Consider the following 14104-nt stretch of genomic DNA (forward strand, 5'->3'; position numbering starts at 1 on the left):
TAGAGAGGTTTGGATGATCTGACGATAAAAATTTCTTAATGAAATCTACTATACCGCCATCATCATCAGGACAATACAAAACTTTCATGAATAATTTTTACAATTTGCATGAGTTTTTTTTATATAAAAATTCCACTGAAATTCAAGCACTCACAGGCCTTATCCGATAAGTTTTTGCAACGATTAGGCTGAAATTTGGCTTTTGGCTTATAATAGCTTTTAAGTTTATTTGGAATTTCATGTGTGAAGATCATATTTGCAGGCACACCAGAATTTGCAGCGACTGCATTGGCTGCGTTGCTTAGAACCGAACATGAAATTGTGGCGGTCTATACTCAACCGGACCGCAAGGCCGGACGTGGACAAAAGCTCACGGCATCTGCGGTGAAGCAGTTAGCGCTTGAACATCATCTTTCGGTCTATCAGCCTTTACATTTCAAGTCATCGACTGAAGAAGGTCTGGCGGCGCAAGCGGAACTTAAAGCCTTAAATGCAGATGTGATGGTGGTGGCAGCTTATGGCCTGATCCTGCCACAAGTGGTTCTGGATACGCCAAAATATGGTTGCCTGAATATACACGGTTCGCTGTTGCCACGCTGGCGCGGTGCAGCCCCAATTCAGCGCGCGATTGCTACCGGCGATACCGAAACGGGTGTGACCATTATGAAAATGGCGGCCGGTCTGGATACCGGGGATATGATGTATAAAACACGATGTCCGATTACTGCCGAAGATACTTCTGCCAGCCTGCATGACAAACTGGCACTGCAAGGTGCTGAGGCGATTGTGGCCGTGCTCGAATCGGAACAGGCTTTACAGCACTATCTTGAGACCCGTGAAGTTCAGGATGAAAGCCTGACTGTCTATGCACATAAACTGACAAAAGCCGAAGCGCAAATTGACTGGACACAGTCTGCAGCAGTCATTGACCGTAATATTCGTGCCTTTAATCCTTGGCCGGTGGCATTTACTCCGCTGGATGACAGCAACAATTTACGCATCTGGAATTCATCGCTTTCCAAGCAAAACGCAAGCAATGCCCTGCCTGGTGAAGTAATTGCCTTGGACAAAGACGGGGTGCATGTGATGTGTGGCGACCAACATGTTATTTGCATCACCAATCTGCAATGGCCAGGCGGCAAAGCCCTGAATGCTGTTCAAATTAATCAAACTCAAAAACTATCGGTAGGATATAAATTCGCATGAGCCAAATTCAATCATCAGCTAAAAACTTGAATTTGCGCGCGCAAGTTGTAAAAACCCTATTGGCTGTACAAAATGGCCAATCACTTGCTTCTGTACTCAATCAACATATCAACATCGTGTCTGAACGTGATCGTGGTCTATATCACGAGTTAACTTTGGGCTGTTTACGTCAGTGGCATGGCCTGAAAGCCATCACCCTGCCGCTATTAACCAAACCTCTCGATAACCAAGCTTTGGAAAGCTGCTTATATTTGGGTTTATACCAGATTTTATGTACCCGGATTCCGGCGCATGCTGCGATTTCAGAAACGGTGACAGCAGCCAAACAACTGGGATTCGAACCTTTAAGTGGTCTGGTCAATGCGGTGCTGCGTCGTGTTTCACGTGAAACAGAAGAATTTGATCTGGCTTTAAATCAGGCGCATGGCCTGCCAAGCTGGTTATTTAAGCGTTTAAAGAAAGACTGGCCGGAACAGCTGGCTGAACTGTCGCATGACTTAAAACAGATTGCCCCGCTCACCTTGCGTGTCAATGTCAATCAGGTCAGCCGTGATGAATATCTGGAAATTCTGGAAGAAGAAGGCTATGAAGCACGTGCCTGTACTCTTTCCGAAGTTGGCATCGTTCTGGAACAGAATGTGCATATTCCGAATCTGCCAGGCTATGAAGCCGGTGGTTTCTCGGTTCAGGATGAACATGCTCAGCTGTGTGCGACCTTGCTTCCTGACCTTGAAGGCAAAGTCGTGGTCGATGCCTGCGCCGCTCCGGGTGGTAAGACTGCGCATATATTGGAAAAATATAGCCCGAAAAAACTGTATGCCATTGATCAGGATGCCAAACGTTTAGTCCGTGTGGCAGAAAATCTGGAACGTTTACTATTAACTGAATATGCCGACGTTGAAATTATCGCGGCTGATGCGATCACTTGGACAGCACCTGAGTCGGTGGATTGTATCGTGCTGGATGCACCATGTTCCGCAATTGGTGTGATCCGTCGTCATCCGGATATTCGCTTGCTACGTCACTCTACAGATATTCCGCAAACGGTACATCTGCAAAAGCAGATTCTGGAAAATATGTGGCAGCAACTGAAAGTTGGCGGTACGTTGCTGTACATCACCTGTTCAATTCTAAAAGCCGAAAACGAACAGCAGATGGTCGAGTTCTTTGCTCAACATGCCGATGCCAAAGAAATCAAAATCGAAGCCGATTGGGGTATCGAACAGATTCATGGTCGTCAGTTGTTGCCGAAAGCAGATCAAGGCGACGGTTTCTTCTATTGCCGTATAGAAAAAACTGCATAAGTCATGTGTTTAAAATGAAAGGCAGCGCAAGCTGCTTTTTTTATGGCGCGTGATTTAGTGAATATATGGCTTATTGAATAAACTTAAAAATCACCAGACTGCTGGCCAATGCCGCCATGCCGCTCACCAATCCATAGACTGTTTCATGCCCTTCAGAATAGCGCTTTGCCGTCGGCAATAATTCATCCAGCGCCAGATAAACCATCACCCCGCCAATCACGCCAAAGATCAGACCATAGACGGTTTCACTCATATAAGGTGCCAGAATAAAATACCCGAGCGCTGCCCCTAATGGTTCGGCCAGTCCGGAAACCAAACTGGCCCAGAGCGCATAATCTTTACGGCCGGTGGCCATATAGACCGGCAGGGCAATCGCCACGCCTTCTGGTACATTATGAATCGCAATCGCGACTGCCAATGGCGCACCCAAAGCAGGACTTTCCAGCGTGGCAAAAAACGTCGCCAGCCCTTCCGGCAGGTTATGTGCGCTAATCGCAAACAGGGTCAGCATGCCGGTACGCAGTAATTGGGGTGAACTGACGCCCTTGGCAGAATGGGTCTCAATAGTGTCATGTGGGTTTGGCACAAAACGATCCAGCAACAACACCAGAATTACGCCCAGTAAAAAAGCAAAAGTGCCAAAGGCAAAACCGGTTTTTTCATCAAAATCTAAGCTAAAGGACGCGATCGATTTGTTCAGAATTTCGGTTAAAGAGACATAGATCATGGCCCCGGCAGCAAAGGCCAGACCAAAGGCCAGCAAACGGAAATTAGGTTTTTTTAAGAATAATACCAGTCCCCCACCCACCACGGTGGCCAGCCCGGCAAATAAAGTCACGGCAAAGGCTGTATAGACTTGTCCATCTGAAACGGAAATCATGTCAAAGCATCAGCCATTAAAAAAGTCATTATCATCAAGGATGATAATGACTTCCGTTTATGGCAACAGTAGGTTTATGTGAAGATTTTTAGTCTTCTGGTTCTTCCGGATTCTTTGCCAGATGAATCACAGCCAGTACCAGACCACCCCATAATAAAACGATGGAGATGATCATCATGATTAGTGCAGATGTATTCATAGTCGCTCTCCTAGCTGTGACGGTCTTTGATCAGGCTGAACAGAATGGCACCCAGAATAAAGAATGCCATCACTCCTCCACCTACCATCCATAGGGTACTGGCAGCATAGCCACCATAACCTTCTGCCATAATCGATTTCAGGGTCAGGCCCAATGCCAGCAATAATGACAACGGCGTGATCACCGTCAGCATGAAGTTCCAGCTCGTACCTAGTTTCACGCTGGCAAACTCATTCACATGGCCTTCCAGCTGTTTCATTAATGGACGACGGAACCAGGACAACAGAATAATCGATAACAGACCACCACCGACAATACCGATGTTATTGGCAAAGTAGTCGATGATATCGACAAAGGTAATCGCACTATGTGTCGAGAACATCAGGGTAGAAATCACTGCTGAACCACCAGCAATAATCGTCACTGACTTGTTCTTTGACCAGCCCAGCTTGTCCTGGAATGCAGCAATCGGAACTTGCAGGATGCTCACCATGGAGGTAATACCCGCCACCGTCAATGAACCAAAGAACAGGAAACCGAACAGGTCACCACCTGCACCTAAACTGGAAATGATTTTCGGAAACGCAATAAAGGCCAGACCAATACCACCGGACACCACATCTTCAACTTTCGCACCTGAGCTGAATGCCATAAAACCAAGCGCGGCAAAGACACCAATACCCGCCAGAATTTCAAAAGACGAGTTGGCCAATGCCACCACAATCCCGGAACCGGTCAGGTTAGTTTTGCGTTTCAGGTAAGACGCATAGGTCAACATGATCCCGAAGCCAACTGACAGTGAGAAGAAGATATGACCAAAAGCAGCTAACCAGACTTTATAGTTGGTCATCGCTTCCCAGTTTGGTGTGAAGAAAGCATTTAAGCCATCGACTGCACCCGGTAAACGGACTGCCTGAATCACCAGGATCGTGAATAAAATCACCAGCAATGGCATAAAGATTTTATTCGCCAGTTCCACCCCACGGCGTACTCCACCGTAAAGAATCAGCATGACTGCTGCCCAAACGACCACCAGACCAAAGAACAGCACAGGTACAAAACCGAGAGTCAGACCCTCACCATTTTGCAGGTAAGTATTGAAGAAGAAGCCTTGGGTATCTGTGCCCCACTGCTGTCCAAAGGAATAGAACATATAGCTGCCGGCCCAGGACAAGACGCTGGCATAGTAAATCCCGATCACCAGAGTGACCATGACCTGCCACCAACCCAGGGATTCGGCATTCATGAGTTTTTTATAGGCCATAGGCGGTGCTTTACGGAACTTGTGTCCGACCGCATAGTCTAAAAACAATAAAGGTAAACCTGCTGCGAAAATCGCAATCAGATAAGGGATCAGGAATGCCCCGCCACCATTTTCATAGGCAACATAAGGGAAACGCCAGATATTCCCCAAGCCAACGGCGGAACCAATCGCTGCAATAATGAATCCTGATCGTGCGGACCAATTCTCACGAGTTTCTGTCATAGAACACCTAAACTTTTAACCCCTTTAGATGCTGCTTGTTATGGTTATGGCGCAAGCAAAAAAAGAAGCATTTTCAATAATTTTGGGTGTTTGAATTAGAGGGCACCTTGTGGGCGTCGAATTCTAATGTACAAACAGGTCAGCAGGTCTTACATCTTGCTTAAAGTCTGATCGAAAAACTGACCTTGTAGATGATTTAACAATACTGACTTTTTTAAATTTTTTCTGTAAATTCTGCTTAAAATATTCGTTATTTATAATCTATTCGAATTAAGCGTTCAATAATTCTGCAAAATAAGGCAGATTAAACAAGTTATATATTGACAAACTTTTTGGAATATATTTTTCTTAAGTTTTACTACAGGGTCGCTGTTTCAAAAAATGTATTCCAAGACTCTGATCCAGCATCTGTTTTTAGATCATTATTTGAAGATGAAACGGCTCATACTAAGGCACATGACCAAGCCATGATATGGGAAATCAAATTCTCTCATGGAATTTTGACCTCTTTAAAAACCGGTTTAAATATCACAAGCAGATTTAAAACAAGCTGCCTGTGATATCGAAGCGATGAGTATTCTAAACTTAGGCTTTAATCACCAGCATGCGCTCTTCCTGCATGTCGCGAATGGCTGACTGAATTCCTTCACGACCCAGACCTGAATCTTTGACCCCGCCATAAGGCATGTTATCGACCCGGAAAGACGGAATATCATTGATAATGACACCGCCGACATGCAGATGATCCCAGGCATACAGCATCTTGTTCAGATTCTGAGTATACACTCCAGCTTGCAAGCCAAAACGGCTGCGGTTGATACAGGCAATACCGGATTCGAAATCAGCATACGCTTCCAGAATTGCCACCGGGCCAAAGGCTTCATCACGGTAGATTTCCAGACTGTGGTCTACATTTTCCAGCAAGGTCGGTGCGAACATCACACCATTCAATTCGCCTCCAATCAGGATTTTCGCGTCTTTTTTCACGGCTTTATCCAGCCATTTTTTCAGGCGTTTGGCTTCATCTTCCTTGATCATCGGACCAACCAAGGTTGTGCTCAGATTCGGATCAGCGGCTTTAATCGTTTTCAGTTTCGCCAGCAGTTTGTCCTTCACTTCAGTATAAATCTGCTGATGCACCAAAATGCGTTGCACACTGATACACACCTGTCCGGCATGGTTATACGCCCCGCCAATTAGACGGTTAATCAAGGCATCGTTAATTTCGGTATCTGGCTCAATCATGACAGCAGCATTGCCACCCAGCTCCAAGACCACTTTTTTACGACCGGCACGCGCTTTCATATCCCAGCCTACAGCATCGGAACCGGTAAAACTGAGTAATTTAAAACGCTCATCAGTGACCAGTAGATCGGCCAGCTCTCGCGGACAGGGCAAGACCGAAAAAGCGCCTTGCGGTAAATCGGTTTCCGCCAGAATTTCGGCAATTTTTAAGGCAGAAATCGGGGTCAGACTCGGCGGTTTCAGCACAAAGGGACAACCGGCTGCAATCGCAGGAGCAATTTTATGCGCGGTCAGATTTAAAGGAAAATTAAACGGACTGATCAAAGACACCGCACCAATCGGCACCTGTTTCACAATGCCCTGATAGCCGGATGCTGCTGCAGTCACGGCCAAAGGCAGCATACGTCCCTGATCAATCTGGGTCACGGCATCTGCGGCAATCTGGAAAGTATTAATCAGACGTTCAACTTCGGCTTCGGCTGCTTTACGCGGCTTGCCCCCTTCTGCAATCAGAATTTCGGTCAATTCTTCATGAATCTCACGAAAACGGCGTACACAATGCAATAGAATTTTCTGTTTCTGGAACGGCTCCAAGGCGGCCATTTCAGCTTCTGCATCTACGGCAGACTGAATCGCCTGTTCCAGTGTGTTGGCATCTGCCAAAGCGACACGGGCATACAGTTCGTGGTTATATTTATGTTTGACCTCTAGCCATTCACCCGTCTGAGCCACCTGACCGGCGACATATAATGCATACTCTTTCGCTTGTTGTGTGTTTCTCGCTACCATCTTATTGTCCTGCAAAATCTAAGGATATACATTTTTGAAATTCTCTATATCATGCACTTGCTACTCCATATTAAGAAGATGCTTTTAAGTAACCAGACACTTCCAATTTTAATAAAGCTTTAGGGAATAGAGCCATGCGCGCAAAAATACTCACTACCTTATTCTTCGGTTTTGGACTCAGTACGCTCAGTCATGCAGATGTAATCGGCGTGAAAGCAGATCTCAGTTACTGGGATTTTGACGGCTATAGCCAGGATAACAATTTCAAGCATGAGCTGGATCGACAAGGTACAGCACAACTATCTGTCGCTGTAGAACATCCGGTACCGTTATTGCCAAATGCCAAGATTAAATACGTCAATCTGGACAGCACCAGCGAACAGAGTTCTCCTGTCAATGCCTCAGATATCGAGCTGAACAATATTGACTATATTCTGTATTACGAATTGCTGGATACCATTGTGCATGCGGATATAGGTGCAGGTTTAACCAATCTGGATGGTACTGTGGAAAACCGGACTGCCGGCGCTTTCACGCAATACGATCTGGATGAATATAGCCCACTGCTCTATGCAACAGCCGGGGTTAAATTGCCATTTACCGGTATGAGTGCCAAAGCAGAAGCGGTTTACAGTCGCGGCAGCGATACCCGAAAAACCGACGTACAGGCAGAATTGCAATATGATTTCATTGATAATCTGCTGGTCGATGTCGGTGCCAAAATCGGTTATCGCCTCATGCAGGTAGATTTTGAACAGGATCAACGTCCAGACTTACAGCTGGAATTTAAAGGTCCTTATATCGGCTTAGATATACATTTTTAATGCAATACAACCGGTTAAGTTTGCACAGCTTAATTTCTCTGCGCTGATGTAAGCCAAAGCGTACAGCAATAACCGCAATCTGCTGCTAGTGCGCCACCGGGATGTGTATTACTTTATAAACATAGAGAGCAGGATGCTCCAGAAGACCTAAAAACAAGAATAACATCGCAACACCAGGACGTGAGGTACGACAGGAGTTATACCTAAATCACGAGATACGAAAAAGCCCCGACAGGATGTCGGGGCTTTTTTTTCTGCCTATTATTTTATTTATCATTGCTTAACAGTTCCGAGCTAAAACTCCAACATTGTAAGAATCCCCTTGTTGTTAAGCTAAAAATCCTCACATTTTTTGGGAACAGCAATCATGGTAAAAAAGGTCCTCTTTATTACATCCAATCAAGGCATTGAACATGATGAACTCACTGAGCCTTTAAATTTTCTAAAGTCCAAAGGTTTTGAAGTGATTCATGCTGCCGAAAAAAATGAAGATGTCGCGACGGTCAAAGGTGATACCAAAGCTGCCACCCAATATACGCCGGATACCAGTCTTGAACACGTCGATCTGAATGATTATGATCTTTTGGTGATTCCCGGCGGTACAGTCAATGCGGATACCTTGAGAATCAATCAGGATGCGCAAAAAATCATTCAGCATTTTGCCGACAATCACAAGCCGATTGCCGCGATCTGTCATGGGCCATGGACTTTGATTGATGCACAGCGCATCAAAGACAAGAATCTGACTTCATATAAGAGCATCAAGCTGGATCTGGAAAATGCCGGCGGTAAATGGGTGGATGAAGAAGTACATCGCTGCAATACCGGCGACTGGGTACTGATTACGTCACGTAATCCAGATGATTTACCGGCTTTCAATGAAGCGATCTTAAAAGAACTTGAAGGCGATGCCGCTTAAGCTCATACCATAAAAAAGAACCTCAATGTTGAGGTTCTTTTTTGCTTTAAACAGTTCCGGTCAAACTTTTTAAATAAGCTATTACTTCTTTATTACCTGCCATTTCAGCCAGCTCTAAAGCGGTATTTGGACTGCGATGTGCAATATCTGCGCCTTTACTGACCAGAAGCTTAACTACGTCTAGATGATCATTTTCAGCAGCAGCCTGTAGGGCGCTATAGCCTTCTTCATCGGCGGAGTTGACGTCCAGACCTTCCTGCAAGCCCTGCTCGACCTCTTCGATGTCGCCTAAAGATGCCCAGTACACCAGTTCAGGAAGATGCAGTTCGTCATCATCTTCAGGGATTGGGGAGATTGAATTGAGTTTCATAATGAGATCAAATTTATTATTTATTAATAAATATTTTACAATGTCAAAAAGTTAATTTCTATTGTATTTCATTATGAATATTATCTAATCTGACGGTCTGTTCTTTAATTTGGGACAGTCTTGTATAGTTACCTACAACTGCTAAACCTAAAATACTGATAATCAACCAAGCAGTCCAATCTGCTAACTCCACTACATCGTTAGCTTCTATGTCAGACCAATATGCTCTATGTAAAGCTTTAGATCTTTTCTTATACATTTTTTTAATTTTAGATTTTACCTCTCTATAATTTTCAATATCATGGATTCGATAACCACCATATACCAATATACAGGCAAGACCTTTTGCATTTGATTCAGATATTTCATCTTGTGTAATAGAGAAGAAGCACTCAATACATGACCATAATTTAATAAATTTCATAGTATCATTATTATCTTTTGTAGCTTCACAAAACCAATATACAGATTTAATAATCGCATCTTCTACTTCGGTTTTTAATTCTTTTTCTAAAATAGTAAAAAACTCATCAAAGAATAAATTGGTTTTAAAGTGTTTTAATATTTCTAAATCAATTTCAGCATTGGAAAATTTAGGAAATGAATAAGAAAAACTTCCATATTGACTTTCGTTTGCCCACTGTAAACGAAGGTTACGAGATTTATGGCTAGAAGAAGAATTTAAAGCTTGAATCCTATAATTTAATATTGATTTTTTATTTATAGTTTGCAAACAGATACTCAAAAAACTAGTAATTAGATTAGCTTTGTAATCAAATTTATGTTCTACCTGCTTCTTACTTCCTTTTTCACTTCCACAAATCCATAGATAATCTTTCATCATCTCATAAAAATCAGCTTCTTCTTTTCCATAGGCTTTAAGAAATGTTGAAAAATCAGAAGAAATTATTTTATATTCTCCACAGTTTAATTGTTCTATGCCGTTAAGCTTTATACCTTCACAGCAGTTAATATTATTAAATACTCTTATTTCTTTCTTTGATAACTCATAGACATCATCTATCATATTTTCTGGAGATTTTTTATTTAGGATATAGTCAGCATATATTTTTTTAACATTAGAGAAAATCTCAGAAAAAGTGATGTAATCTTCTAAATCATAATAAACAATCAATTCACTGGTGATGGACCTTAAAGTGTTTCTTGTATCAGTAGTAATGAAAATTGTTTTTTCTTTTGATAAAGTCAGCTCTTGTCCAAAATAATCATCAAGATTTTTTATATCATCAAAGCTATTTATCTTTACGAAAGCTTGCAACTTAAACAATGAGTTAACCATTCTTTGCAATATTCTTTTAGCTTTACTTCTATTCATAAAATTTATTAAATTTAAAGTGTATATATCATTCTAAATAGTATACCTCTTATAAAAAAGCCCCCTTTCGGAGGCTTCTTTTTAAAACTCAAATTCTTAAGCTTTAGACACTGCTGGCTCGACTGAACCAATCTTTTCAGATTCATCGTCATGCATGATCAAGGCAACCGCAATTGCAGTGATCAGCACCGGCAAACCGACTGCCATAAAGTTGAAGTAAGCAGGCAGGTTCATACCAAGCAAACCACCAATCAGGATCGGCCCTACAATCGCACCCATACGACCAATCGCAGAAGACCAGCCAATACCTGTCGAACGTACCGCAAGTGGGTAGAACTGCGCAACATAGCTATATAGCAACATTTGTGAACCAATCGACGCTGCACCTGCCAGGAACACCAAGATGTAAAGTAAGAATTGGTTAGATGCAAAGCCCATTGAGCTCATCACAATCGCACCCATCATACCGAGGAACATCAATACCGGTTTCAGGTGGAAACGATCCGCAAGAATACCACCACCGACAATACCCACAACCGCACCAACGTTCATCACCATCATGAACATCAAGCTGTTGTCCATCGAGTAACCCGCTGCCATCATCAACTTCGGTAACCAGCTGCTCAGTGCATACATGGTTAACAGACAAGTGAAGAATGCGACCCAGAACAGTAAAGTATTGACCGCACGGCCACGACGGAACAAACTTACCACGTTGGCTGCTTCAGGCACATTTTCTTGTGGCAAAGTGAAAGTCGTATTCTCGGTAACAGTCAGATTTGGCGCCAAGTGACGTACGATACGACGAGCTTCGGGCTGCTTGTTCTGTTTCACAATAAATGCGAGCGATTCAGGCAGAAATTTCCAGATCACTGGCAATAAAAACAGTGGAATACCTGCGATAAAGAACATGATTTGCCAACCAAAACTTGGCGTGAACCACGAACCTAATAACGCAGCCATTACGCCACCAACTGCATAACCACTAAACATGGTGGTCACCAGCGTACTACGCATTTTTTGTGGGGCATATTCCGAAGTCAATGCCACCAGGTTTGGCATTACGCCACCAATACCAAGACCGGCAAGGAAACGTAAAATACCGAATTCGGTTGGGTTTGAAGCAAAGCCGCCGGCAAAAGTTAAACCACTAAATAATACAATACAGATCATGATCACTTTCTTACGACCGATCTTGTCCGCGAGGGAACCAAAGATCATCGCACCAAACATCATGCCAGCCAGTGCGGTACTTGCAAGCATCCCGGCCTGCACTGCACTTAAGCCCCAGTCTTGCATCAATAACGGTAAAACTACACCATTGATTGCGAGATCGTAGCCATCAAATAAGATAATGAGTAAACACCAAGCAACTACATTGAAGTGAAAAGGCGTGAATTTCGCATTATCGACTACAGAATTTACATCTATTTTTTCCGTTGTCATCGTTCTCATCTCCCATGAGTACTTGTCCATAACATCTTGTTGAAGACCGAAGTCAATCTTCAATGTCAGGCAATATACGCAAGCAGGATTTAAGGCACAATAAGACTAATTGATATTCTGCTATGCTCACTGAAAGGTCATTTATTTGCGTGATATATCACACTATTATTAGTATAAACTTTTGAATAATTGATATTTATTTTTTAATTCGCCCAATATTTAAGCTCTTTTAACCCGCTTATTCTTTTGACCAATTGAATATTGATTTAATTTCATACTAAAGATATGAAAAAGCCCCTTTAAGTAAGGAGCTTTTTTAACTGAGTAGGTTAATTACGAGAGTTTAAATTTTGGCTGTTTTTAATTTTTTCACCACCACGCGACCAGATTGTGGCTTACGAATCATTGAAATAGCGATGATACCAATAATACCTGGCATTGCCACTGCGATAAAGTTCCATTTATGTGGTAACTCCATACCAAGCAGCATACCAATTACGATTGGGCCAACAATTGCACCTGTACGCCCTACAGCAGAAGCCCAACCAATACCAGTAGAACGTACTGCAACAGGATAGTATTGAGCAACATAGCTATATAACAAGATACTGGTACCAATAGATGAGGCACCTGCTAAACTGACAAGTAAATAAATAACAGGGGTTGGAGAATTAAAGCCCAAACCAACCAAAGATAGTACACCGACAGTTAACATACTCATAAGAACAGGTTTAAAGTCAAAACGGTCTGCCAAAATACCGCCGCTAATAGTTCCGATCACGGCACCAATATTCAGCGCTAATAAGAACATTAAACTGCTACCTAAAGAATATCCCGCTGCCATCATCAGTTTTGGTAGCCAGCTTCCAAGTGCGTAAAGCATGAGTAAGCACATAAAGAAAGCAATCCAAAATAAGAATGTTCCTGTGGCACGATTTTCTGTAAATAAAGCTTTTACTGATGCACTTTGGGTCTGATCACCGCTGGCTAGAACCAGTTCAGTATCTGCTTGTATGTCTGCAGTTGGCTCGACTTGCTTTATAAAACGACGTGCTTCATTCACTTTTTGTTCTTTAACGAGAAAAGTTAAAGACTCAGGTAAGAACTTCCAAAAAAATGGAACAAAAAGTAAGGGAATACCTGCAATGAAGAACATAATTTCCCAACCAAAACTTGGTGTAAACCATGTACCGCATAATGCAGCCATAATACCGCCCACGGCATAACCACTAAACATGGTGGTTACCAGTGTGCTTTTTAAACGTTTAGGTGCATATTCAGACGTTAGAGCGACTAAGTTTGGTAATACACCACCAATCCCTAAACCAGCAATAAAACGTAAAATACCAAATTCTGTTGGATTAGTGGTAAATCCACCTAAAAATGTAAAAGCACTAAATAAAGAAACACAAATCAAGATAACTTTTTTACGACCAATTTTGTCTGCAAGCATCCCAAATAGCATGGCTCCAAACATCATGCCAGCCAGCGCTGTACTTGCAAGCATGCCTGCTTGAACAGCACTCATGCCCCACTCTTGCATAAGTAGAGGCAGAACGACACCGTTAATTGCTAAATCATATCCGTCAAATAGGACAATAAACAAACACCATAATACAATGCTTAAGTGAAATTTAGTGAATTTTGCCTGATCAATCACATCATTCACACTTACCGTGTTTGCTACTCGCTTCATGTTTTCTGCCATTTTTACTCACCTCCTGTGAGTTTTTTTCGTTGTTTTCAGCACGACACATGACCCTAACTCTTATTTATTATTTTTAATGATTCTTATCGCCATGTCTTCGCAACAACTTAGTTCAACACAGCTACTTTTCATGCAATATCCGACTAAAGTCTTACTTATTCCTTAAAAATCTAAACCCATGAGTCTAGTTTTTAATCAATATTCAACAATTCCAAGAGCTATTTGACTAAAATCCCACGCATAAAAAAAACACCCCCGGCCTTATGGTCGGGGGTGTTTAGGAATAATGAGCTGGCGATGACTTACTCTCACATGGGTAACCCCACACTACCATCAGCGCTAAGAGGTTTCACTTCTGAGTTCGGGAAGGGATCAGGTGGTTCACTCTTGCT

The 14104-nt window shown here is 42.7% G+C and carries 12 protein-coding genes and 1 rRNA gene; 4 read left to right on the forward strand and 9 right to left on the reverse strand.

Going from position 1 to position 14104, the window contains the following annotated elements; all coding sequences use genetic code 11:
* The first annotated feature begins 243 nt into the window (after positions 1 to 243).
* Together fmt and rsmB are read left to right on the forward strand one after the other, a co-directional pair.
* On the forward strand, positions 244 to 1206 hold the full coding sequence (fmt, locus tag AC1IR0_RS10025; RefSeq protein WP_114541991.1) for a methionyl-tRNA formyltransferase: 963 nt from the start codon (positions 244 to 246) through the stop codon (positions 1204 to 1206).
* Positions 1203 to 2510 carry a 16S rRNA (cytosine(967)-C(5))-methyltransferase RsmB gene (gene rsmB / locus AC1IR0_RS10030; protein ID WP_409654357.1) on the forward strand — a complete coding sequence of 436 codons (1308 nt, stop codon included), beginning with the start codon at positions 1203 to 1205 and terminating at the stop codon, positions 2508 to 2510. Before fmt ends, rsmB begins: the two co-directional genes overlap by 4 nt.
* A gap of 70 nt (positions 2511 to 2580) precedes the next feature.
* Here rsmB and zupT read toward each other — a convergent pair whose 3' ends face one another.
* From zupT to AC1IR0_RS10050, 4 genes are all read right to left on the reverse strand, one after another.
* Positions 2581 to 3390, reverse strand: a complete 810-nt coding sequence (gene zupT, locus AC1IR0_RS10035) for a zinc transporter ZupT (protein WP_243475244.1) — start codon at positions 3388 to 3390, stop codon at positions 2581 to 2583.
* A gap of 88 nt (positions 3391 to 3478) precedes the next feature.
* Positions 3479 to 3589, reverse strand: a complete 111-nt coding sequence (locus AC1IR0_RS10040) for a methionine/alanine import family NSS transporter small subunit (RefSeq protein ID WP_004647694.1) — start codon at positions 3587 to 3589, stop codon at positions 3479 to 3481.
* 10 nt (positions 3590 to 3599) lie between these two features.
* On the reverse strand, positions 3600 to 5075 hold the full coding sequence (locus tag AC1IR0_RS10045; protein WP_409654361.1) for a sodium-dependent transporter: 1476 nt from the start codon (positions 5073 to 5075) through the stop codon (positions 3600 to 3602).
* Between the two features lie 585 nt (positions 5076 to 5660).
* Positions 5661 to 7109 carry an aldehyde dehydrogenase family protein gene (locus AC1IR0_RS10050; RefSeq protein ID WP_409654364.1) on the reverse strand — a complete coding sequence of 483 codons (1449 nt, stop codon included), beginning with the start codon at positions 7107 to 7109 and terminating at the stop codon, positions 5661 to 5663.
* Between the two features lie 134 nt (positions 7110 to 7243).
* Here AC1IR0_RS10050 and AC1IR0_RS10055 point away from each other — a divergent pair, with 134 nt between their 5' ends.
* Entirely contained in the window at positions 7244 to 7933 is a 690-nt protein-coding gene (locus AC1IR0_RS10055) for a TIGR04219 family outer membrane beta-barrel protein (protein WP_004647696.1), read from the forward strand.
* A 367-nt stretch (positions 7934 to 8300) separates the two neighbouring features.
* Positions 8301 to 8852, forward strand: coding sequence for a type 1 glutamine amidotransferase domain-containing protein (locus tag AC1IR0_RS10060; protein WP_005264505.1), 552 nt, complete (start codon positions 8301 to 8303; stop codon positions 8850 to 8852).
* 46 nt (positions 8853 to 8898) lie between these two features.
* Here AC1IR0_RS10060 and AC1IR0_RS10065 read toward each other — a convergent pair whose 3' ends face one another.
* The 5 genes from AC1IR0_RS10065 to rrf all read right to left on the reverse strand — a co-directional run.
* Positions 8899 to 9222 carry an ankyrin repeat domain-containing protein gene (locus AC1IR0_RS10065; RefSeq protein WP_479741374.1) on the reverse strand — a complete coding sequence of 108 codons (324 nt, stop codon included), beginning with the start codon at positions 9220 to 9222 and terminating at the stop codon, positions 8899 to 8901.
* Positions 9223 to 9280: 58 nt separating this feature from the next.
* A complete protein-coding gene (locus AC1IR0_RS10070) occupies positions 9281 to 10510 on the reverse strand; it encodes a hypothetical protein (RefSeq protein ID WP_479741375.1) in 1230 nt (409 codons plus the stop codon).
* Positions 10511 to 10654: 144 nt separating this feature from the next.
* Entirely contained in the window at positions 10655 to 12004 is a 1350-nt protein-coding gene (locus AC1IR0_RS10075) for an aromatic acid/H+ symport family MFS transporter (RefSeq protein WP_479741376.1), read from the reverse strand.
* Positions 12005 to 12347: 343 nt separating this feature from the next.
* Positions 12348 to 13712, reverse strand: coding sequence for an MFS transporter (locus AC1IR0_RS10080; RefSeq protein WP_479741377.1), 1365 nt, complete (start codon positions 13710 to 13712; stop codon positions 12348 to 12350).
* 289 nt (positions 13713 to 14001) lie between these two features.
* Positions 14002 to 14104, reverse strand: a 5S ribosomal RNA gene (gene rrf / locus AC1IR0_RS10085); the annotation flags it as partial.

This window comes from Acinetobacter sp. 129952, from assembly GCF_056642055.1.

Coding starts and splice junctions, on each gene's coding strand:
- zupT (WP_243475244.1), bottom strand. CDS start 3,390: ATGATTTCCGTTTCAGATGGACAAGTCTATACAGCCTTTGCCGTGACT.
- AC1IR0_RS10045 (WP_409654361.1), bottom strand. CDS start 5,075: ATGACAGAAACTCGTGAGAATTGGTCCGCACGATCAGGATTCATTATT.
- AC1IR0_RS10075 (WP_479741376.1), bottom strand. CDS start 12,004: ATGACAACGGAAAAAATAGATGTAAATTCTGTAGTCGATAATGCGAAA.
- AC1IR0_RS10050 (WP_409654364.1), bottom strand. CDS start 7,109: ATGGTAGCGAGAAACACACAACAAGCGAAAGAGTATGCATTATATGTC.
- AC1IR0_RS10055 (WP_004647696.1), top strand. CDS start 7,244: ATGCGCGCAAAAATACTCACTACCTTATTCTTCGGTTTTGGACTCAGT.
- rsmB (WP_409654357.1), top strand. CDS start 1,203: ATGAGCCAAATTCAATCATCAGCTAAAAACTTGAATTTGCGCGCGCAA.
- AC1IR0_RS10060 (WP_005264505.1), top strand. CDS start 8,301: ATGGTAAAAAAGGTCCTCTTTATTACATCCAATCAAGGCATTGAACAT.
- AC1IR0_RS10040 (WP_004647694.1), bottom strand. CDS start 3,589: ATGAATACATCTGCACTAATCATGATGATCATCTCCATCGTTTTATTA.
- AC1IR0_RS10065 (WP_479741374.1), bottom strand. CDS start 9,222: ATGAAACTCAATTCAATCTCCCCAATCCCTGAAGATGATGACGAACTG.
- AC1IR0_RS10080 (WP_479741377.1), bottom strand. CDS start 13,712: ATGGCAGAAAACATGAAGCGAGTAGCAAACACGGTAAGTGTGAATGAT.